Genomic DNA, 21,185 nt, shown 5'->3' with positions numbered 1-21,185 from the left:
CCGATGGCCGCACCGCTACACCTGCACCGAGACGACCGCCCCTGGGTGACGGGGCGCCTCGAGCCGGGAACCGTCGCCGCACCGGAACGGTTGGCGCCGGTGCGGGAGACCCCGCTGCCGACTACGGGAGCTCATCCGCCGTTGTTCGCGGTGCTCGGCGCACACGGCGGCGCAGGGACTTCCACCCTGGCGCGGTGGTGGGCACCCGCCGCCGACACCGGCCTGGCTTGGCCCGCTTCACTGGCCACCACCCAACAGGTCGTCGTCGCCGCACGTTTGTGCATGCCCGGCCTGACTGCCGCGGCCGACCGCCTGCGGGAATGGCATGCCGGACTGGCCCCGGACGGCGTGCATGTGATCGGCCTCGTGCTAACGGCCGCGCGCCCAGGGCGAGTCCCCATGGTCGTGCGCCGCTACTGCGCGGTCGTGGCGGATCTGATCGAGCATGTCCACCAGATCGCCTGGCACGACGAACTGCTCAGCTGCGAGCTCACCGACCTAGCCCAGTATGTGCCATTCGACCGGCCGCCACCGCGGCGCTCACGGTTGACCGAGGCAGTTCCCGCCGATGTGCACCGCGCGGGGTCTCAAATCATCACTCACCTTGCCGCACGTCGTATAGCGATTGCGGCACAACATGATTTGGAGTCATCGTCATGACTACCGCGTACGCGGTTGCCGGGGCCGTCTCTGTGCTCGCCCAGCAGATTCAGATCACCCCGACGACGCCGCCAGGAGCGGACAAGTTGGTCAATCTTGTCAACTACCTGTCCTGGATTGTCACCCTGGTCGGAATCGGAGCCTTGATATACGCCGGCGGCAAATTCGGGTGGGAACGATTCCACGGCGGCGCTGTCGAATCACCCAAGATCATCATGGGTGCTTTGGTCGGCGGCATCATCGCTACCAGCGCCGGGCAGATCATGGACGCAGCCATCACCGGAGGCGGATAGGCATGCTCCGCCAACGGATTCGTTCCTGTCCAGCCACAGCCACACCGCCCGCCGCCGTGACACGCGAAACAGCCACGACCGGTCATCGCGACTCGATTCCGCTCACCATTCACACCCGGGACCGGACCCGCCTCTCGGGCACCCGACTGGGTGCCTCGACAGCACCGGTGACGGTGGCCTACGTCCACCGCACACTCACCGACTCCAGCTACTGGAAGCCGCTGACCGACTACCTGGACCAGCGCCTTGACGGAGGTATCGCACAGATCGCCTACGACCAGCGCGGGCACGGCACGAGCGCACCGCCTGGTCGCGGAGCAGGGACCGGGCTGCCGGTGCTCATCGACGACCTCGACACCGTCCTGACGCACACGCACGGCGCGGTCGTTCTGGTGGCGCACTCGGTGGCGTCGTTACTGGTGCAGGCATGGGCCGGGCGACATCCGCGCCGCGCCCGTGCCCTGGCTGGCATCGTGCTGTTCAACGCCAGCCCCGCATTTCCCTGGTCGTCGCAGTCCGTTAATTGTGAGACCGGCAGGCACTGGGAGAGTCGGCTCGTCGAAGAACTGACGACCTACCTCTATCCAGGTAGCTACAGGTCGCCGCGCCGCCGCTCGCGCCCGATCCGCAGCCGGGGCAGGATGCGCGCCGCCGACATGGATGTGGATGTGGTGAGGGCGGAGCTGGCCGCCTACAGCGGTGCGAGGTTGTCCGGCGAGATCGTCAGCATCTTGCGCAGCGTGCCGACGTGGATTGTGACCGGTGAACTCGACCTCGTCGTACATCCGCGCATGTCTCAGGAGCTGGCCGAACTCATCTGGGGCGACTACAGCTGTGTTGCCGATGCGGGGCATTCCTTGCCTCACCTCGAGCCCGCCGCGGCCGCCGAGGCGATCCTAGCCGCGCTCGAAGTCGCCTACCGCGGCCAGCAACGTAGCGGCGGTGCGCCGTGATCGCCAAACCGCTTCCCGTGCAGGTTCTTTCACCGCTGACGCAGCTATTGGGTTGGCTGGCCTGGTTCGTGCTGCTGCTGTGTATCGCCCGGACGGTGTGGGTCGGAGGGCTGCTGGTCGTCCGCCTCTACCGCGACGAAGCCGTCGAAGGGCTCGTTGGCGCCCTGCTCGGCGCCGTGCTGCTCGGCAGCGCCAGCTCGCTGGCCTTGGCCGTGCTGCCTCCGACCTGATCCTGCCGAGGAGAACCCATCCCGTGAATTCGATCCGAACACACCAGACCACCAGCGCTGCTGTGCTGGCTGTAGCGGTACTGGTCACTGCTGCCGGGCTGCTTGGCTGCGGCCGCGAAAACCACCCCCCGATCGGTGAACCAACTTCCAATGCACTCGTGGCCGCACCTACCGGTCTGCGATGGCAGCCCTTCCAAGGGGTCGACCTACCGGTCGGAAAAGAAGGCCCCCGCCACATCGAACAACCCGTTGCTGTCGGATTCGACCGATCACCGGCAGGAGCCGCGCTAGCCGCCATCCACGCCACAGTGCGAATGTCCATCGCCACCGACAACCAATGGCCGATCGTCGGACAGCGGATGCTCGCTCCAGGTCCAGGCCGCGACGCCTGGGCGACCGCGCGCGCACAGATCTCGATTACCAGCCCGACCACCGACCGCCCGCCGAAACTTCTCGGCTACGTGATCACCCGTTACACGCTCGACGCCACAAACGTCGACATCTACAGCATCCATCCCGACAACACCGTCACATGCAACCACACCGGCGTCGTCTGGCATGGCGACGACTGGCGCCTACAGCTACCCGACAGCCCCACCACCACTGCGGCGGTTACCGCCATGACGGTGCCCCCTCCTGACCTAGTCCCGCTCACACGACGCTGAGAAAGAAACCCAGCCCAGATGAAAGCTCATCGTCTACTGACAATCCTCCTCGCCAGCATCACCGCTGTCGTGATCGCGGTATTCGTCCTGACCATCACCCATGACTCCCGCTCATCCGAGCAGCCCCCCGATCCCAGCAGCCCGCCCTCCCCAACGGTGCGGACGTTTCCCGATCTTCCTCCCGCCACGCCGCCACCGACCATCGACCTGTTCGGCAACAGGCTGGAAGTAATCAGCGACGACGAGGGTGCCGCGCTGCCGCAAGACCCGAGCACCCGTCCGGACCCCGCCCGCCCCGACTACCTGACCACCCCACCCGCCCAAATGCGCTGGCAGCGTGGCTGGGGCGGGGCCGCCCTGCCGGTATCGGGCAGCGACGGTCCCAGCCGTGTTGAGCACGGCATCGCATCCGGCTTTGCTCATACACCCCACGGGGCGGCGCTGGCTGCCGCGGACGCGCTCGCACGTGTGCTGGCTGCACCGGAGGGGGTGTGGCAGCAGGTAGTGCGTGAGCGCTACTACGGCGGCGGCCGGGCACTCACCGATCGGTTCGCCCGCTCACGCGAGCGCACCCCGGGTGTCGCACGCTATGTCGTGGTCCCCGACGGCGTGCGGATCCAGCCCGGCTACCGCGACGACCTCGCCATCGTTCAGTTCGCCACTCACGACGATCTGGGCTACACCGTCTCCACCTGGCCCATGGCCTGGATCGACGGGGATTGGCGCGTCCGCGTACCCGACGACATCCAAGCACTGTGGGGTCCGGGCACGTCGACATCCACGTTGACCGGTTTCGGCTCATGGAAGGCCGCACCGTGACCGAAAGCTCCCTCGCGCAGGCATCATTCGCGTCAGGGCCGTGGCGCGCACAGCTGCCACCGCTTCCACCGTCGGATGTGTGCGACATACCGCTAGGACCCCAGCAGGCGTGCGAACAACTCGGCCAAGCTGCCTCCGCGGCAGCCAACTCGGTGCTCGACGACCTGACCTCGCAGCTCGGGGAGAGTTTCGGCAAGCTTCTGCGATTCGTCATGACGTGGTGGACAGCCTTGCCATCTCCGCAACTGGCGGACAGCCGGGGCGGATTGGGACCGGCGCTGGCGGGAATCCGGGACTACACCAGCGGGCTGCAGGTGCTGCTGCTGACCTGCGGAATCATCTTCGCTGCGGCGCGACTGGCGCTGGCCAAACGCGGCGGGGTCGCGGGCGAGGCCCAGGAAAGCTTCCTCATGTTGGCCCGCGCGGTGTTCACCTCGATGGCCTTCGCGGCAATCGTCACCACCGGAACCCGTGCCGGTGATGCCTTCGCCGAGTGGGTGTTGTTCGACGCATCCAGGGGAGATGCGCACAACATCGTCGCCGGGATCGCCGAATTCGAGTTCGAGACGAAATCCGGGTTAGGGATTGGGACCTATCTGGTGTTGTTCCTGCTCGGGATCATCAGCATGCTGATTCAACTGGTGATGCTGGTTCTCCGGCAAGCGCTGCTGATCGTGGTGGTGGCGGTGATTCCGATCGCGGCGGCCGCCTCGGGTACCGGACCTGGTTCCCAAGCGTACAAACGCCTGCTGAGTTGGTCACTGGCCTTCGTGTTGTGGAAACCGGTCGGGGCATTGGTCTATGCGATCGCCTTTACCGTGGCGGGCCGTGACCAGCAAGACCCACAGTTGGTGCTGCTCGGCTTGATCCTGCTGGTCATGACAGTGATTGTCCTGCCCGCGCTGATCCGTCTGGTCGCCCCCGCTGTCGCGACACTCGGTGGCGGGGGCGGCGCGGCGGCTGTTGTGGCCGGCGGTGCGGCCGGGATGGCTATGGCGGCGATCGGTGAGCGGTCGAATGCCCGCAAGGTCAGCGAGGGTGAGAACGCGCCTGGTGGTGGGGCCGTCGGCTCACCTGGTGCTGGAGGCCCGTCCAGAGATGGAGGGGGAGGGGGCGGTGGCCGCCCGATGCCTGGCGGCGGCGACGGTGCCGCGAGTAGCGCTGGGACCGGCGGCGGTAAGACCGGCGGATCGACTAACGGCAGCAGTGGTGCGCGTCCTGCCGGTGCCGGGGCAGTTCAGCCGCCGTCGGCGTCCGCAGCGAGTAGCGGCGGTGGTGAGGCAGTCGGTGTTGCGGGCGCGGGTGTGGCCGGTGCGGCGGCGATGGGCGCGCAGATGGTCAAAGACGCTGCACAGCAGACAGTCTCGGCAATCGAGAGCCAGACTCGTGAAGCAACCGCCACAAGCTTGGACCAGGACGCTTTGGGGCCGGGGGAGGTGCGGCGGTGACGACACGCATGTATGGCCGCTGGGAGCGTCCCCGTTCCGCGGGGTTCTTCGGGTTGACCTGGGGCGTGTCGATGCTCGGGCTCGGGCTGATCATCATGGTGATGGTCGGGTTCTTGATCACCCGATCCCTGCTGTCGGCCGGGGTGCTGATCCTCGGCAGCGCGGTGGTGTTCACCCCGCTGGCGGTCACCCGCAATGGCCGCACCGGCTGGGAGATCGCGTTGTTGCGGCTGCAGTTCGCCGCCGCCCGCGCCCGCGGCGAGCACCTCTACCGTGCCGGACGATTCTCGCGGATCCCGGGAATCGCGAAACTTCCTGGCTTACTAGCGGATTCGCGACTGAGTGAGTTCGAGACGGCGGGCGGAAAGCGGTTCGCGATGCTCCACATCCGTCGCAGCGACCACTACACGGTGGTGCTGAAGGTGATCCCGCGGGGCAAGGAGCTGGTTGACCAAGCACAGATCGACGCCTGGGTCGAAAGCTACGGGCAGTTCCTGGCCACCCAAAGCCGTGGTGGGGAAGTGGTCGCGGTGTGCTCGGTGCTGGAGAACGTGGTCGAAACCCGCCTCAAACAGTCACAGGAGGTCACCCGCCTGGTCCGCAACAGCGCGCCGGACTATGCGCAGGCGGTGATGCGGGAAGCCGCCGCCGATATCGGCGGGGTCGGAGTGCGGGTTGAGGGCCGGATCGCGATCACCTACCGCGCCATCGGCAAAGGGCGTCGTGATGATGCCGAGCAGGCCCACGAGATCGGCCAACGCCTGCAAGGCGTGTTGTCCCAACTCGCCCGTGCGGGACTTCCGGCGACGCCGTTGCAGGCGTGGGAGGTGCTCGGGCTGGTGCGTAGCCGCTACGACCTCGCTGCCCAGCGCGACGTGGAAGCCGCCGGCGCGGCGATCACGTCCACGCAATCGTGGGACTCCGTCGGGCCGCTCGCGCATCAGGATCGGTGGGATCACTACGTGCACGATGGTGCGAGGTCGATCACGTGGGAGATGGACGCCGCTCCGCGCGGCGCGGTGATGGAAACCGTGCTCGAGGAGTTGCTGCGCCCGCGCGCAGATGTGCCACGCAAGCGGGTGGCGTTCGTGTACAGGTTGCATTCGGCGGCCGAGGCCACCACCCTGGTCGACTCCGACTTCCGCGACGCGGTCGCGGCCGAGCAGACCGAACGGGGCATCGCCTCGGCGTCGGCGCGGATCCGGGTAGGCAACACCCAAGCAGCCCGCGAGGAACAAGCACGCGGCGCCGGGCTGACGCGGTTCGGGGTGCTGGTGACGGTCACCGATCACCTCGACGGGGACCTGCCCGGGATCGAAGCCTCGGTGAAGGGGATGGCCGCAGCGTCCCGGCTGAGTGTGCGCCGCTGCTACGGCACCCAAGCCGCCGCTTTCGCCGCCAGCTTGGGAATCGGGCTGATCCTGCCTGAGCACACCTCGATCTCCAAGCGGGTGTCGGCATGACCAAGCCCCGCAGTGAGAAAACACCACGGCCCGCCCGGACCGAAATCGTCGCCGGTGTGCGGGTGCTCACGCCCTCGGCGCGCGCCGCGATCCAGGCGGCTGCCGCCCAGCCCGGCCTGCGCGGCTGGCGGGCGAGGCTGGCGATATCGAGCGATGATCATCGACGCGCCACCGCCGCCCGCCGCGCGGAAGACCATGGCGGGGATGGCTTCGACCGCTCGCTTGCGAGTCTGTCCGACCGCGGGTATCGCGGGCTCGGCGGCGGCCGCGCCGCCGTCGTCGCCACCACCCCGGAATGGCGGGCGACCACTGTGCAGGTCGCCGGGCTGTGGCCGTTCAGTGTCGGGGCGAGCGCACCTACCGTCGGCACTCCTGTCGGGGCGCATTACATCACGGGCACGCCCGTGCATTTCGACCCGATGTCGTGGTTCCTGAAAGGGTTCATCACCGCCCCGATCGTGTTTGTGCTGGCACTCAACGGGTTCGGAAAGTCTTCGCTGATCCGGCGGATGGTTACTGGCGCGGTCGCGGCCGGGGAAACCGTGCTGTGCATGGGCGACACCAAACCCGATTACCGCGACCTCGTCGAACAATTGGGTGGTCAGGTCGTCGATGTCGGCTATGGCCACGGCACCGTGAATCCTCTCGACGTCGGCACCCTCGGTGCCGTGGTCGAACAGCTCACCGATCCGGACCAGCGCCGCCAGGTTGCCGCTCGTGTGGAAGCTGGCCAGGTCAACATCGTCGCCGGACTTGTCGAACTCGTGCGCGGCTCGCGAGTCGCCGACTACGAAGAAGTGCTGCTCGCCGCTGGCCTGCGCCAGCTCTACAGCCCCACGGGCGGCTTCTCCTATCAGCGCCCGCCGCGGCTACCGGACCTGCTCGACGTCATCTCCGGTGGTGCCGAACAACTGCGCCAGTTCGCCGAAGAGGACGACGAGACCTCCTACCGCGCCAGCACCAAAACCCTGCGCCGCTCCCTACGGGCGCTGGTCGAAGGCCCGTTCGGAGCGATCTTCAACGGACCCACCACCACCCGGCTGGACCTCGGCAGTCCGGCGGTGTGTGTGGACGTCTCCCGCATCCCCGAAGGTGACACCAAACTACTGGCCGCGGTGTTGATGGTGTGCTGGAGCGAAGGCTTCGGCGCGGTCGCCGCCGCGCACGCCCTTGCCGACGCCGGACTCGCGCCGCCGCGCACGTTCGAGGTCGTCATGGACGAGATCTGGCGGGTCCTCGGGGTGGGGGAGTTCATGGTGGACCGGGTCGACGCCCTCACCCGGCTCAATCGCACTTTGGGCACTGGATTGATCATGTGCAGCCACACCATCAAAGACCTCGCCGCGTTCGACTCCGCCGCCGCGCAGGCGAAAGCCCTCGGGTTTTTCGAAAGGGCGCGAGCGAAGCTGATCGGCCCGGTCGGGCCGGAGGAGATCAACCGTATCCGCGCGGCGGTCGGCATCACCGACACCGAGAAGCTGCTGGTCACCTCCTGGGCTGCGCCGCGGCCGCCCAGCGACGACGACCTGGATCCCGTCCGGCGTGAAACCCCGCCCGGCACTGGCTGTTTCTTGCTGAAGACCGGTGAAGCGAACGAGCCAGGAATCCCATTCCGGATGGTGTTCACCCCTACCGAACGGGCCGCGGACGTCCACAACACCAACCGACGTTTCGACAACCTTCCCGGCGCGGGGGAGGCGAGCAGGTGAGCACCGATGGACACCGCATCGAAAACCGTGACCGCGACCGCACTCGGGCTCCCGATCGCGCTGCTTCTGCTGATCTTGGTGATCCTCGGCGTCGAGCAGACGTCGTCGTGTGCGGCACCGTTGTCGGCGGGGGCGGCGGGCGGGGTGAGTGGCCCGACCGGCCGGACGGTGGCGGGGTTGTCGGAATCGCAGTTGCAGCTGGCGCGCAACGGGGTGGCGATCGGCAAGCAGCGCGGCATGCCGCAGAACGTGATCATCGCCGAACTCGCCGCCCAGGCAACCGAATCGATGTTCCGGAACCTGGCGAATCCGGCGGTGCCGGAGTCGTTGAACCACGCAAACGACGGGCTCGGGTTCGATCACGATTCGGTCGGCCCGCACCAGATGCGCGCCAGCGTCTGGGGGTCGGTCGGCATCGCGAAACTGATGGACCCCATCTACCAGATCAACTGGTTCTACGACCACGCCACACAACTGGGCGCCGCAGCGGAGCGGATGACACCGGCCGAACTGGCTCAGGCGATCGAACGGTCCGCACCCAACGCCTATGCCGGGCAGTTGGAGTTGGCGCGGCGACTGTATGCGATGTTCGCCGACCTCGACCCAGGATCGATGGCCCGCACGCCGGCCGGGTCGCTCGCTGCCGGGTGCGGAACGACCGGCTCCGGCACGCCACTGCCAGTGGAGGCGAGCGCGTTCGGGCGGGCGGTGATCGAGCACGGCGCGCGTTGGATCGGCACACAGTACGTGTGGGGCGGCGGGGATGTGAACGGTCCGACCGGCGGAGGGTTCGACTGCTCGGGCCTGACTCTCTACGCCGTCTATCACGCCTCGGGCGGGCGGATCCGGTTGCCGCACTATACCCAAGCCCAGCAAGACCACCCCACCGCGCAGATAGTGCCGTTCGTGCAGCGGGCGCCGGGGGATCTGATCTTCTTCACCGCCCCGGGCGACGCGGATTCCCATCATGTCGGCATCTATTACGGCCGCGACGCCCAAGGCCGCGACCTGTTGCTGCACGCCCCGCAATCCGGGCAAATCGTCACCCTCACTCCGCTGAGCGCATGGGAGGGCGAACGCATGGACGTGCGCCGCTACACCAGCACACCACCAGGAGATCGAAATGCCTGACCGCGCCCTCACACCGACCGTGACTCGCCACACGAGCCGTTCCACATCGATCAGGAGTTCTTATGAACCGACAGGAGTCCCGTTCGCATTCGCGCGGCCGCGGCACGGAGGTCCGACAGTGACCGAGACGAGGCTGCCGTGGGAGGTCCTGCCGCCGTGGAAGGCGCGGCTGCTGGAAGACATTCAGGAGCTGTCGGTGGAACGTGCGCGTCTGCTGCGGCGCGGCTACCCGACCTACACCCCTGGCGGTGATGGAGAGTTTCGAATCCAGAGCTGGCGTAGCCGGTTGCGGGTGTTGGACGGACTACGGAACGAGGCCCAGATTCACGCTCGCGCAGTGGAAGTTCCGCCCCCGTGGATTGAGGCCGCCCGGCTGCTGGGGCGTCAAGGTGTGCGCTGGGCCGAGCGCGACCCGGCGCCACCGCGCCCGCCGTGCGGGCCGGAAGCCCGCCGAGTCTGGGTCCTCAACCTGCTCGCTGATGACGTGTGGCAGCTGGAACACATGGCTGCGATCACGGCCGCACGCCGCGCTCGGATGGCCGGCTGCGGCATCCATTCCGAGCCCGACCCAGTCATGGCCAGCCATCTTCACAACAACATGACCGCGGTATGGCAACGCGCGTGCGAGCTCGCACTGGCGATCAACCTTCTCGACAGCGAACGCGAACAGTTGTGGGTCAGGAGCGCGCACGGGTGGGGCGTGTTGCTCGCTGCCACGGTCCATACCTACGACACCGACATTCTTGAGGAGCGGTGGCGCATCCACGCCTGGCCGGGCATCGAACGGGAAGCGCGCGACGGCGTCGACAATATCCGCGACACCATCGACCGCCATCGGGCTCGGGTCCTGGACGCCGAGGTTTTGCCGCCACGGCCGCAGCAGTTGATCCAGCACGCGATGCATCACCTGTGGCACAGCGGCGCCGAAGGCGACGGCGTCGAGTACACGGCCAGTACGGCACCCGACGATGCGGCGGTCAATGCTGCCCTCCCGGATGAGCTGGAGCTGAGCTGGAGCGCCGAACCGGCCCACGAACCCGAGCCCGGCCCTGCGCGGTTCCCACGAGAGCCGGGGCGTGAACCGTGAGCACCCATATCCCCACGTTGGCATTGTTCATCGGCGTCGTCGCGGTAACGGTCGCTGGGTGCGGTGCAGCCATCACGGCGCCCGCTGCGGATAGTGAACAACTCTGCCGAGCGGAGCATTTCGCGACACCGTTCACCAGCGTGGACCCATGTTCGCCCGCGCAGGTCATGACTGCGGCGGTCACGGTGGTGTTCGGTTACCGGCCCAGCGAGCAGGTCGACCAGCGCGCAGCGTTGCGGGCGGCGCGCGCGTTGCTGGATCCCGGGTTCGCCGAACGCGCCGAACCCGCGGCGGTGGTGTGGGCGCCGGTCACCACGGCTCAGTGGCAGCAATGGCGCACCGATGCCACCACCATCACCACCACCGCACGGGTGACCAGCGACGACCATCCGGCCGACACCGCTACCTCCGTGCACCGGGTGCTGGCGGTCGAACTGCAGCCCACCGGTCAGCTACCAATCCGGTGGGCCGTTTACGCCTACACCACCCGCACCAGCGACCGGTCGGCGTGGTTGCTGTCGGGGTTGGAGGTGACAGGGTGACTGGCGATCCGGTCGAGGAATCCAGCCAGGCGATGCGCCAGGGATTCGTCCAAGCCCTGCAAACCGCGCACACAACCGCCGCGCTGATGCGTGGCCAGAGCGGACACGCCCGCTCGAAAGCGGAGTCCGACCAGCGAATACGCCACGCCGACGCGAAAGAGCACCGTTCCTCGGTCGAGCACTGGGTGCGTGTGACCAACGCGGTGGAAGTCGCAGGTCACGCGCGGGACCTCAACAGCGCCAGGGTCGAGGAAGTCCGTTCTCGGATCCAGCGCGGCGGTGAGCAGCACACGCTCGAACAGCAGCAGAAGCAGCGGCAGATCGAACGTGCCGACGCCGATCTCACGCGGCGGAATATGGCGGGCTCGCTCGAACGCAGACAAAGCCGTGAACTTCACGGCGTGAAGATCACCGCCTACAAGAATCGGGAGACCCGCGCCAACGAGCTACACGGCCTCGACGTCGAATACAAGAAGCTGCTCAGCGACATCCGCCGCCGTGCAGCTGGTTTCAGCGACACGTTGAGTGCGCACGGTGATACGGGGGAGGCGATGGCCTCGGCGGCGGCGTTCGCTGCGGCGAAAGGCGCCGAAGGGCTATCGCAGCAGCACGCAGACGAATCCGATGCCTACGCCGAGCGGTTCACCGAAGACACCGGCGGTGATCCTTCCATCGTCATCGACGCCGCCCTCGTCGATGACATCGACCCCGTCGACGGCAGTGCGCATGAGTTGTCACCGCTGGCGATCGAGAGTGGCCCGTCCATCATCGACGCCACCCTCGTCGATGACATCGACTCCACGCTGGGCACTGCCCGCCAGCGGTCGCCGGTGGCGATCGAGGACGTCATCGGGCTGACCGAGGAACTATCGGTCGCCACGCACCTTGCCCACGAGTTCGCTGATCTCATTGGTGAGCCGGGCACCGCATCGGGTGAAGGGTCGGCGATCGGCGACGCGGTTGATACCGCTGGACTCACCGACAACGGCGTGACACAGGTGCTGGAACTCGGGATCGAGGCCGAACTCCCCGATGCTGCGATGCCGCCCACACCCGATCTTGGTCACGAGTTATGACCAGCTCAAGCAGCGAGGCAACGCAGCGGCGGGGCGGAGGCCGGTGAGATGGACACCCCCACTCCGTTGCAGGCGCACCTGCTCAAAGCGGTGCAGAACCTCGCCTACGACAGCCAGCAGCTGCTCGAACGCGCCCATCATGCCGGTCACACCAGTCCGCCACCGGAAGTGGTGGAGCAAGTACGGATCGGGCAGCGCTCCCGCGACCAGTGCGAAGCGGTCGCCCTGGCGGTCGGGGTACCGAAGTCGTGGATCGACTACGCGCGCGCCGCCGGGGAACGCGGCACCCGCTGGCAGCCCGGACAAGCCCTCCTCGGTTCCGGGCAGGTCGAGCGGGCCACGCTGATTACCGCGCTGCGACGCGAGGTTCACCGGTTGCAGGACATGGCCGGGATCGGCGCCGCCTACCCGCGCCGCGCCGCGCTCGATGAGGACGCGGTAGCGCGGTTTCGGCGAGTGATGGGCATGACCTGGCAGCGCCTTGGCGCGGTCTCCCACGCGCTGGGATTGAGCGAGGACGAACGCCACCAGGTGTGGCAGCGCGGATACGGGCACTGGGCAACGACGGTAGCCCAGCAGCTGCGCGGGCAGAGCGACCAGCAGCTTGCGAAGCGGTGGAAGCAAGTGGCGGGCGCGGACTTCACCGCCGTGGCGATGCCGATGCTGGTGTTGCAAGCCGCGGGCATCACCCCTGACGACATCACCGCCCAGATGCCGATCTCACCCGACCGCATGGTCGAACACGCCGCGGCCGCGCTCACCGCCACCGACCGCACCATCACCAGGCTGATCGTCGTCGACCCGGGCCGCGACCCCCGGCACGCCGCGGATATCACCGCCGCCATCGACGCCGCCGGCCTGTCCGACACCCGCGGCGCGGACCCTAACCCGGTCGATGACGCGCTCGAGGTGACCGGCTCGCCGCCCGAACTCACCCCCGGACCTGAGCCGTGACACGCCCGGAACGCACCACCAGACCAGCAGGCCCCAGCATCGCAGAAGAAAGGTTCATGCCCGTGAGTCGTCCCATACCTGATCTGGAGAGGCTGCCCAGCTGGAAGCTGCGGCTGCTCGAACGCATCCAGAACACCACCGCCGACCACACCAGGGTCCTGCACCAGGGATATCCGAACTACCAGCCGCACTACGGCAGCGGCGAGATCCAAGTGCAGACCTGGCGCACCCACCTGCGCGCCCTGGAGGCTGACCGCAGCGAGATCGAGATACACGCCGCCGCCGTGGGCCTACCGCAGACGGCGATAACCGCAGCCCGCGCCGCCGGACAACGCGGGCAGCGGTGGGGCGACAGCGTGCACTCCCCACCCACGATGCGTCACGGGGAAGACCCGGTGCGCGCGCACATGGTCGAAGGCATCGCCGCGGACATCTGGCAGCTCGAGCACATGGCCGCGGTCAAGGTCGAGCACCGCCAGCGCGGCCTCGATGACACCGTGGCCGACGACCCCGCCGCGCGCGAGCAGTTCGACCGGAACATGGCCGCGTTGTGGACCCGGGCGACAGAAACCGCCCACGTCATCGGGTTGAGCGCTGAGGAACGCGCGCAGTTGTGGGAGCGTGACGGCGCGGGCTGGTTGAAGCTGGTGTCGGTGACCGTGCGCGGCTACGACGACACCGCCTTATCAGAGCGGTGGCGCACCTACGCCTGGCGTGGCATCGAACACGACGTCCGGCGCAGCATCGACACACTCGCCGTCGACCAGGCGATGACGCAGGAACCGGGAACATCGCCACCCACCCCGCACCTGCTCATCGACCGCGCTACCGAAGCGTTGTCGACCATCACACCTGGGCAGGTGGCCGCCGAGGCCGGTATCGGTGCGGCGGTGGACGCGGCGCTGCCTGCCGACGTGACCGCGGTGTGGGACAGCGAACCGGCCAGCGAACCCGACATTCGGCCACCGGAATCCGGGTCGTCGGTCGAGCGTGATTGGTGAGGCGGTACGACGATGACCGTTCCTGAATCGGAATTCTCGCCCGAACAGACAGTGGCGCAGTGGCAGGCGCAGCTGCTGATGCGCATCCGTTTGCTGGCCGCCGAACACACCCGTATCGCCGATGCCGGGTGGGAGAAGTTCGAAGCGCTCACCAGCGACGGCGACCAGCAGGCCGCGTGGCAAGCGCATCTGGACGGGCTGGAAGCGCAACGTGAGCAGGCTGAGCAAACCGCGCTGACCGCGGGGATCGAGCCGGCGTGGATCGCCGATGCCCGCGAACTCGGCACCGCCAGCACCCGACCCCGGGTGGAAGCCGGGGTGCGGCAGAACCCGATGCGCGACAACGCTGCCCAGGACTTCTACATCGACATGCTCAGCCTCGACCTGTGGCACCTGGAACGGATGGCCGCGCTCGCAGCGGCCCGTGCGGACCGGATCTCCACCGGGCGCTGGAGTTTCGGCACCGACCCCGCTCGTGCGGCACAGTTCTCGCGCAACATGCAGCTGTATCACCAGCGGGTCACCGCGCTGGCGCACGCCGCGAAGTTCACTGCCACCGAAGCCGACCTTTTCTGGGGGCCGGCCGCGGAAGGCGCGCGCCGTACGCACGCGGTGCATCTGGAAACCTACGACGAGCTGGATTTGGTGGCCCAATGGAACGCCTACGCTGCCCCGAGCCCCGACTTGGCGATCCCGCCCTACGTTCCCACCGACCCCGATACCGGCACCCCCATCGCTGGCGCCGAGCTGACGCCACCGACACCACACCAGATGATCGACACCGCCGCGGCGTCACTGCGCGCCCAGTTCATCGACGCCGCCCTCGGGGACGCCGACACAACAAACCCCGACGCCGCCGCCATCACCGAGGCCGTCGACGCCGCCCTGCCCGCCGGCACACACGTCTGGGACACCGAACCCGACCACACCGGCCCGGCCACCGAACCGGGCGGCACGACCGATCGCGGTATCGCCCCGTACTGACCGAACTCGAGAAGGGAACTCACACCTACCGACGACCCATCTGCTGACTCGAAGAACTCACCGCACACGATTTCTCGTCGACGTTCTGGTCACCGGGTACTGACCGGGACGTTCGAACCCGCACTGCCAGGGGACATCCCAGGCCGCGCACGCGCCGTCACGTGACGCAACGCGGTCCACGCCCTTCCTTCACCGGAGGTCGACGATGTCCGACACCACACCTGATGCCGCTGTTGCGCACCAGCATCGACCGATGTTTCGCGATGATCGGCGGGTACAGCGATGAGCTGGCCCGATCCCCGACGCGGCACTACCGATCCGGCCTATTACCGCGACGCCACCGACCCCACTGAGGCCCAGATCCGGGCTGATTTCACCCACTACTACCAGTTGCGGTTGATCGCACCCCACGGCGAAACCCCCGACCAGCAGCAGCAATTCACCGCATGGGCCGATGAGCTGGCCGCACGGTGGGGCCGCCACGAATCACCTGAGCACCGCAGGCTTTGGGGACAATTGCAAGCCGCGGTCGCCGGATGGGAAGCGCGCCCGGAATTCACCCGCGCCGCCTACAACCGCATCACCCGCGCAAACCTCGAGGGAGACCTCGACGTCGAGCCGATGGTGTGGCGCAACCTGCGCCAAGCCGCCGAGATCACCGGCCACATCGAAACCACCACCACCGGCTCCGACCAAGACGGCGCCCGCTGGCAGCCACCTGCCCATTCACCCGAGCGCACGATGGAGCGCGTCAGCGTGCTCGAGCGTGCGCTCGGCGGCAGCGGCCCGGAACTGGCCAGCCTCGCCGAAGTCGATGCGATCATCGCCGCCACCGACCAGCTGCTGGAGGCCGAAGAAGCAACCGGAGACGCCGACAGCGGGCGCGAGGAACGCCTCACCCGCCAACGCGTGGCGTTGCGGCAATTGCAAGACGCGACCGCTGAACACACCCGTCTGGCGGATGCGTGGCCGGGCACCTCCCAGCGGGACCAAGCCCACCTCGCACGCCTGGAAACCCTCCTGCACGACGCCCGCACCGCCCGCGTCGACGCCGCAGCAGCCGCGGCATCATCGGTCGACATCGAGGCCGCCTACCACGCCGGACTCGCAGGCACCTATTCCCACCAGTCGCCGGCCAACCTTCCACAGACGACGGCGGCGGATCCGTGGACCGGACGCGACGCGACCGCGGCTGAACACCTCGTCGACCTCACCCCGGAGCCGGGTCTCGACTACGCCGCAGGCGCACAGACGAGCGAGGCCATCGACGCCGCACTGCCCGAGGCCGGATTCGCCGCATGGAGTCCGGCCGATGGTCACCAAGAGCAGCCCGCGCCGTCGCTTGAGGTCGGTGCCGAGGCCGACCTTACGGCGTGAACCCCTCCGTCGCCGCTCGTCACACCCTTCGAAAGGACCGCATCATGTTCTCGACCCGAGAAACCCGCCGCCGCACCAAACGCGGACTCGGCGAGGAAACCAGCCTCCTGCTGCTGCTTCTCGTAGTGGCGCTGATGGCGCTGGCAGCGTGGTCAGCGCTGAGCCTGGGCAGCCGCTGGGCCGGACTGCCCGTCACCCGCCACCCCGTCGGTGCCCTGCTGGAGGTCGCCACCAGGCAACACCCATGGCCGTGGCAAGCCACCCTCATCGCTGTCGTCTACCTGCTGGCCGGCAGCGGGCTGGCTGTGTTCGGGTGGCGGACATTCGGATCGGGCAGTGAGATCGACGCCGCCGCGCGCACCATGCAACGGCCCCGCGACATTCGGATGGCGCGGAGGCGAGACATCCTGCGCGCCAACAAGCGATTGCTGCGCGACGCGCCCCCGGAAATCCAAGCCCTCAAAGGACCACCGCTGGGCAAGACCGTCATCGGCGGGGTGGAACTATTCGTGCCTGCCGAGTTGGGGGTGACGATCGCCGCAGGCACACGCACCGGCAAAACGATGGCGTGGGCGATCCCGGCTGTGCTCTCAGCGTGGGGCCCGTGCTTGGCAACCAGCAACAAACCAGACCTCTACCGGCACACCGTGTATGGGCGTGAACAGCGCGGCCAGATTTGGTTGTGCGACCTGCAAGCGGTGACCGGGAAGGTGGAATGCGGGTTCTGGGTCGACTTGTTGGCTCAGGTCACCAGCTTGCCCAAGGCGCGGAAGCTGGCCGGGTTCTTCGTCTCCGCCGCCTCCGGGTCGGCGGCGCAAGCTGCCAACGCCAAGGTCGACTCCTACTTCGACGGCGGCGCCCAAGAACTGCTCAGCTTGTATCTGTACGCCGCGGCCTGCGCAGGCGGGGATCTGCTGCACGTGGCCGAATGGCTCGGGCGTGATCAGGACCAGACCCCGGCGCTGATCCTGCGCCACTACAGACACCACCGCTCCGCCGAACGCATCCTCGAATCCCAAGCGCTCTACAGCCGCCAACGCGACGGCTTGTTCGACATGGCCAGGCGATTCCTGAACGTCCTCACCGACGAGGGCTACGCCCGCATGGTCACACCCCAACGGCGGGTGCGGATAGCGGTCCGCGAGGCGGTCGACCAGAAGACCCGCAAGAGCGAAGTCGTCATCGACCGGACCGAACAAGACCCCACCCATGACCTGCCGCAGTTCGAACCCGCGCGGTTCGTGGAGTCGGCCGACACGTTGTATGCACTGTCGATGGCTGGCCCCGACGGCGCCACACCCCTGACCTCCGCGCTGGTCGGGCAGATCCTGGAGGCCGCGCTGGACGCGGCGCGTGCTCGCCCGGATGGGCGGTTGGCGGTGCCGTTGCTGTCGGTGCTGGACGAGGCCGCCAACTGCGCGCGCATCGCCGAACTGCCGACCTACTACACCTACGCCGGTGGTTGCGGGATCGTGTTGATGACCATCCTTCAGGTCCTCGAGCAAGGCGAAGATCTATGGGGCGCGAACGGGTTGAAGACGATGCGCGCCCAGTCGATCGAGGTCTACGGCGGCGGGATCGCCGCGACCGACTATCTGGAGCACTGGTCGGCGATGACCGGACCGCACGACGTCGCCGATCGTTCCCACAGCCGCGGCGCCCAAGGCACCAACCGCACCGTGTCCTGGCGCGCTGAACCCATCCTCGACACCGCGTTGCTGGCAGCCCTGCCGAAAGACCGCGCCCTGGTCCGGCTTCCGAACCACGGACCGGTCGTGGTGCGCAAAATCTGGTGGTCGGACACCGAATACGCGCCCCTGATCCGGAAGTCGCTCGAGCGGTTCCGGAAAGCGGCGGATCAGAGCACGGCGCCAGTCATTGGTCCCGAGGGGGATCCGGCCGACGGAGGTGAGCGCTCGTGAGCGCGCCAACCTCGGCGACGGGGAACCCTGCGGCGGGGAAGAACGTGCCGAACAAGCCGGTGCCGCCGTCGTATCAGCATTTCACCGAGTTCGCCGAGAAGTGGTTCTGGCCGTTCATCAGCGTCCGGTTGGCCGAAGCCAACCGGGAGAACACCTACACCTGGTGCAGCCGGTGGTGGGCACACCGCGCGGTCGCGGTGCGCATCGCGCACCTGCACGCCGCGTTCGAAGCGCAGAAACGCACCCGTACCGGTAACGGCTTCAGCACCTTCGTGCTCTCCCACGTCGATGCCCACTTCAAAGTCATCCTCGACGCCGCCAACGGCCCCCTGCACCGCTGCACCCGCACCACCCACATCGCCACACCCAGCCTGCCATTCGAGCCGGTCCCCACTCGGTACTTCACACCCTCCCAGCCCACCACCAACGGAGACGGCCAGGAGCAGAAGGGACCGCCGCCGCTGTTCGAACACTGGAGTCTGTTCGTGCAGCAGTGGCTGCTGCCGGTGACCTCGGTGCGGATCGCGGCCAACAACCGCGAAGGCCAATACACGTGGTGTCGCCGGTGGTGGGAGCATCGCGCCGTGGCGGTCCGTTTCGCCGGGCTGCACCGGGGGTTCGAAGCCGCCCGCGTGGCGCAAGACAAATCCGCGATGAGCACCCTGTTCACCCGCCACATCGACCCGCACATGCGCTACATCCTCGATGCCGCCAACGGCCCCCTGCACCGCTGCACCCCCGACCAGCACATCGACACCCCCGGCCTCCTGGCCGAACCGGTCCCGGCCGCGTGGTTCGGGGCGCCCGGAGCGAGCACCCCGATCGAGCGGCTCGGGTTCGGTCCCGACTTCCGCGCCTTCGGCGACGGCCTCACCCCGGGGGCGGGGCCGTGAGGGCACCGACACGGGCGCAGGCAGCGGTGCTGAAAGCTCTGCAGAACCAAACGGTGTTCCTCAACCGGATGGTGGCTACCGCCACCGAACGCCAGCGGCAGACCGGGCAAACCCCGCCGCAGTCCTGGTATGAGGACTATCAAGGCCGCGCGCTCCTGCGTGAGGCATTGATCGATGCCGCCTCCGCGGGTGGGGTGCCGCGCGTGTGGATCGACCACGTGCGTGAACGCGGTGACCGCGGCACCCACTGGCGCGCCGACCTCTACCTGCGCACCCCCGAACCCACCGACTGGGACCGCGTCCTCGGCGATCTGTCCGCCGACGTGCACCAGCTGCGCGAGTGGACCGCCCTGCACACCGTAAACGACCGGATCAACCCATCCAGCGACGCCACGATCGTCGCCGAAGTCGAGGGCAACCTGCGTGCCCTGCGCTACCGAACCGCAGCGGTGGCCAACCTGCTCGGCCTCACCAGCGAGGAAGGCCACGACCTGTGGGGTGACGCGGGGGAGTGGGCTCACGCCGCACTCGCGTCCGTCGACGGCCTTCCCGCCGAACAGGTGGCACAGCGTTGGCAGCAGATCGCCCGCACCGACACTCGTTCCTACGCGTTGCAAGCCACCGCATTGAACAATGCCGGAATCGCGATCGACACCGCGGCGGCGTTGTGCGCCCACGAAGAGCTGGTACACGCGATCACGACAGGGCTGACGCTCCCGCCGCCTCTGTTCCAGTCCGCTAACACCACCGGCGCCGACATCGCCGCCGCGGTCGACGCCGCGATTCCCACCGGCACAGCCGTCCACGACACCGAAACCGACCGCGCCACAGCGGTGTTCAGCCACGCCGCCGACACCCAGGCATGGGTGAACGACCCCATGACCGACCACGACATCGGCGCGCCGCAGTTCTCCTCACCAGGCGAGGGATACGAACAATGACCCACCCACAACCGGGCATCCGCAGCGGAGACATCCCACCCGAACACGCGACTCTTCTGCGCCGCATCCACCAGCTGGCCGCCGACGCCAACGAGTTGCGCGCCACCCTCCTGACCACCGATACGGAGGCCGCCGCGACAACGGCGGTGTTCGAGCAGATCGCCGCGGTCGACCGGCAACGCAGTCTGGCGGAGATCCAAGCCCGTAATCGTGGTGTGCCGGCCGATTGGATTGGGGTTGTGCGGCGGCTCGCCGAATCCGGCCGCGCATGGAACGACGACCACCTGCTCCCGGCGCCACGCCCGGCGCCCGGACGACGAAACACTCCCCGCGTCGCGGACGACATGCGTCAGCTCACCGACATGGCCGCCCTCACCGTCGCCCGCGACCATCTCCTCGGCATCAACACCGCCGACGCCGAGCCGGACCCTGCCGCCGCCCAACAGCTGCGGCGCAACATGGAAGCGCTGTGGACCCGCGCTGATCGCACCGCCACCTCGATCGGCCTCGGCGCACGCTCCCGCGCCCGAGCATTCAACACCACCACGGACCTCGCCGAGCGGGTCGAGGGCTACTTGCGCTATAGCCGCGAGGACCTCGATACCCACTGGCGCAGCTACACCAGCACCGCCATCGCCGATGGGGTGCGGCGCTCGCTGAAAAGCCTCCGTCGCATCGACCGCGACATCACCACCGTAGACCCCGATGCTGAGCAGCCTCCGACACCGAAAGCGCTCATCGAACAAGCCCGCCACGCCCTCGACACCGCGATCCGGGGGCAATCCGAGGCCGGGGCTCAGATCAATGCCGCAGTCGACGCCGCGATCCCTGAGGCCGCGACCGACAGCTGGGACAGCACCACCGGCGTCGACGCAGGCGAGACCGCCGCGGTCGCGGCGTACCCGGACACCGGGCCCGATCCGTAACCGGACGCCGCAAGACCTCCCTTGCCCGCATTCGATCCCACCTGCGAGAAGCCCATGCCGTTTTCCGAATCCGCGGAGCCCGCAACAGAACACCGGGCGCGCGCACCCACA

The 21,185-nt window shown here is 68.0% G+C and carries 21 protein-coding genes; all 21 read left to right on the top strand.

Translation table 11 applies throughout. From position 1 onward, the window contains the following. The first annotated feature begins 3 nt into the window (after positions 1 to 3). The 21 genes from ON27_RS38900 to ON27_RS38800 all read left to right on the top strand — a co-directional run bounded on the left by ON27_RS38900 (position 4) and on the right by ON27_RS38800 (position 21,074). Complete coding sequence (locus tag ON27_RS38900) at positions 4 to 660, top strand: hypothetical protein (protein ID WP_051047567.1); 657 nt, start codon at positions 4 to 6, stop codon at positions 658 to 660. Continuing rightward, entirely contained in the window at positions 657 to 953 is a 297-nt protein-coding gene (locus ON27_RS38895) for a hypothetical protein (protein WP_043739091.1), read from the top strand. The genes ON27_RS38900 and ON27_RS38895 overlap by 4 nt, the downstream gene beginning before the upstream one ends. A 56-nt stretch (positions 954 to 1,009) precedes the next feature. Continuing rightward, a complete protein-coding gene (locus ON27_RS38890) occupies positions 1,010 to 1,906 on the top strand; it encodes an alpha/beta hydrolase (protein WP_043739090.1) in 897 nt (298 codons plus the stop codon). After that, positions 1,903 to 2,136, top strand: coding sequence for a hypothetical protein (locus tag ON27_RS38885; protein ID WP_043739088.1), 234 nt, complete (start codon positions 1,903 to 1,905; stop codon positions 2,134 to 2,136). The genes ON27_RS38890 and ON27_RS38885 overlap by 4 nt, the downstream gene beginning before the upstream one ends. Positions 2,137 to 2,159: 23 nt before the next feature. Then, positions 2,160 to 2,801 carry a DUF8175 domain-containg protein gene (locus ON27_RS46200; RefSeq protein ID WP_506330641.1) on the top strand — a complete coding sequence of 214 codons (642 nt, stop codon included), beginning with the start codon at positions 2,160 to 2,162 and terminating at the stop codon, positions 2,799 to 2,801. 18 nt (positions 2,802 to 2,819) lie between these two features. Further along, positions 2,820 to 3,620, top strand: coding sequence for a DUF8175 domain-containg protein (locus ON27_RS40700; protein ID WP_051047565.1), 801 nt, complete (start codon positions 2,820 to 2,822; stop codon positions 3,618 to 3,620). A gap of 152 nt (positions 3,621 to 3,772) precedes the next feature. Continuing rightward, positions 3,773 to 5,068, top strand: a complete 1,296-nt coding sequence (locus ON27_RS38870; RefSeq protein ID WP_051047564.1) for a TrbL/VirB6 family protein — start codon at positions 3,773 to 3,775, stop codon at positions 5,066 to 5,068. Then, positions 5,065 to 6,531: an SCO6880 family protein gene (locus ON27_RS38865; protein WP_245560564.1), complete on the top strand. Its 1,467-nt coding sequence runs from the start codon at positions 5,065 to 5,067 to the stop codon at positions 6,529 to 6,531. The genes ON27_RS38870 and ON27_RS38865 overlap by 4 nt, the downstream gene beginning before the upstream one ends. Continuing rightward, positions 6,528 to 8,240 carry a putative type IV secretion/conjugal transfer ATPase gene (locus ON27_RS38860; protein WP_043739080.1) on the top strand — a complete coding sequence of 571 codons (1,713 nt, stop codon included), beginning with the start codon at positions 6,528 to 6,530 and terminating at the stop codon, positions 8,238 to 8,240. The genes ON27_RS38865 and ON27_RS38860 overlap by 4 nt, the downstream gene beginning before the upstream one ends. A gap of 6 nt (positions 8,241 to 8,246) precedes the next feature. After that, positions 8,247 to 9,371, top strand: coding sequence for a C40 family peptidase (locus tag ON27_RS45520; RefSeq protein ID WP_043739078.1), 1,125 nt, complete (start codon positions 8,247 to 8,249; stop codon positions 9,369 to 9,371). Positions 9,372 to 9,489: 118 nt separating this feature from the next. Continuing rightward, positions 9,490 to 10,458 carry a hypothetical protein gene (locus ON27_RS38850; RefSeq protein WP_043739076.1) on the top strand — a complete coding sequence of 323 codons (969 nt, stop codon included), beginning with the start codon at positions 9,490 to 9,492 and terminating at the stop codon, positions 10,456 to 10,458. Beyond that, entirely contained in the window at positions 10,455 to 11,000 is a 546-nt protein-coding gene (locus ON27_RS40695) for a hypothetical protein (RefSeq protein ID WP_157227966.1), read from the top strand. The genes ON27_RS38850 and ON27_RS40695 overlap by 4 nt, the downstream gene beginning before the upstream one ends. Continuing rightward, on the top strand, positions 10,967 to 12,076 hold the full coding sequence (locus ON27_RS38840; RefSeq protein ID WP_157227965.1) for a hypothetical protein: 1,110 nt from the start codon (positions 10,967 to 10,969) through the stop codon (positions 12,074 to 12,076). The genes ON27_RS40695 and ON27_RS38840 overlap by 34 nt, the downstream gene beginning before the upstream one ends. A 48-nt stretch (positions 12,077 to 12,124) precedes the next feature. Then, positions 12,125 to 13,030: a hypothetical protein gene (locus ON27_RS38835; RefSeq protein WP_043739071.1), complete on the top strand. Its 906-nt coding sequence runs from the start codon at positions 12,125 to 12,127 to the stop codon at positions 13,028 to 13,030. Between the two features lie 62 nt (positions 13,031 to 13,092). Next, complete coding sequence (locus ON27_RS38830; RefSeq protein WP_157227964.1) at positions 13,093 to 14,031, top strand: hypothetical protein; 939 nt, start codon at positions 13,093 to 13,095, stop codon at positions 14,029 to 14,031. A 12-nt stretch (positions 14,032 to 14,043) separates the two neighbouring features. Continuing rightward, on the top strand, positions 14,044 to 15,015 hold the full coding sequence (locus ON27_RS38825; protein WP_043739067.1) for a hypothetical protein: 972 nt from the start codon (positions 14,044 to 14,046) through the stop codon (positions 15,013 to 15,015). Positions 15,016 to 15,297: 282 nt separating this feature from the next. Beyond that, the gene (locus ON27_RS38820; protein WP_043739064.1) at positions 15,298 to 16,392 is read left to right on the top strand and encodes a hypothetical protein; all 1,095 of its coding nucleotides are present in this window, start codon (positions 15,298 to 15,300) and stop codon (positions 16,390 to 16,392) included. Between the two features lie 44 nt (positions 16,393 to 16,436). Next, positions 16,437 to 18,314 (top strand): type IV secretory system conjugative DNA transfer family protein, encoded by a 1,878-nt coding sequence (locus tag ON27_RS38815; protein ID WP_043739061.1) that lies wholly within the window; start codon positions 16,437 to 16,439, stop codon positions 18,312 to 18,314. Beyond that, positions 18,311 to 19,207, top strand: coding sequence for a DUF4913 domain-containing protein (locus ON27_RS40690; RefSeq protein WP_083888170.1), 897 nt, complete (start codon positions 18,311 to 18,313; stop codon positions 19,205 to 19,207). Before ON27_RS38815 ends, ON27_RS40690 begins: the two co-directional genes overlap by 4 nt. Continuing rightward, positions 19,204 to 20,148, top strand: a complete 945-nt coding sequence (locus ON27_RS38805; RefSeq protein WP_157227963.1) for a hypothetical protein — start codon at positions 19,204 to 19,206, stop codon at positions 20,146 to 20,148. Before ON27_RS40690 ends, ON27_RS38805 begins: the two co-directional genes overlap by 4 nt. Continuing rightward, positions 20,145 to 21,074, top strand: coding sequence for a hypothetical protein (locus ON27_RS38800; RefSeq protein WP_043739056.1), 930 nt, complete (start codon positions 20,145 to 20,147; stop codon positions 21,072 to 21,074). The genes ON27_RS38805 and ON27_RS38800 overlap by 4 nt, the downstream gene beginning before the upstream one ends. Positions 21,075 to 21,185: the final 111 nt, after the last annotated feature.

The organism is Nocardia asiatica NBRC 100129 (assembly GCF_000308415.1).
GTDB lineage: Bacteria > Actinomycetota > Actinomycetes > Mycobacteriales > Mycobacteriaceae > Nocardia > Nocardia asiatica.
This window is presented reverse-complemented; position numbering and strand designations above follow the sequence as displayed.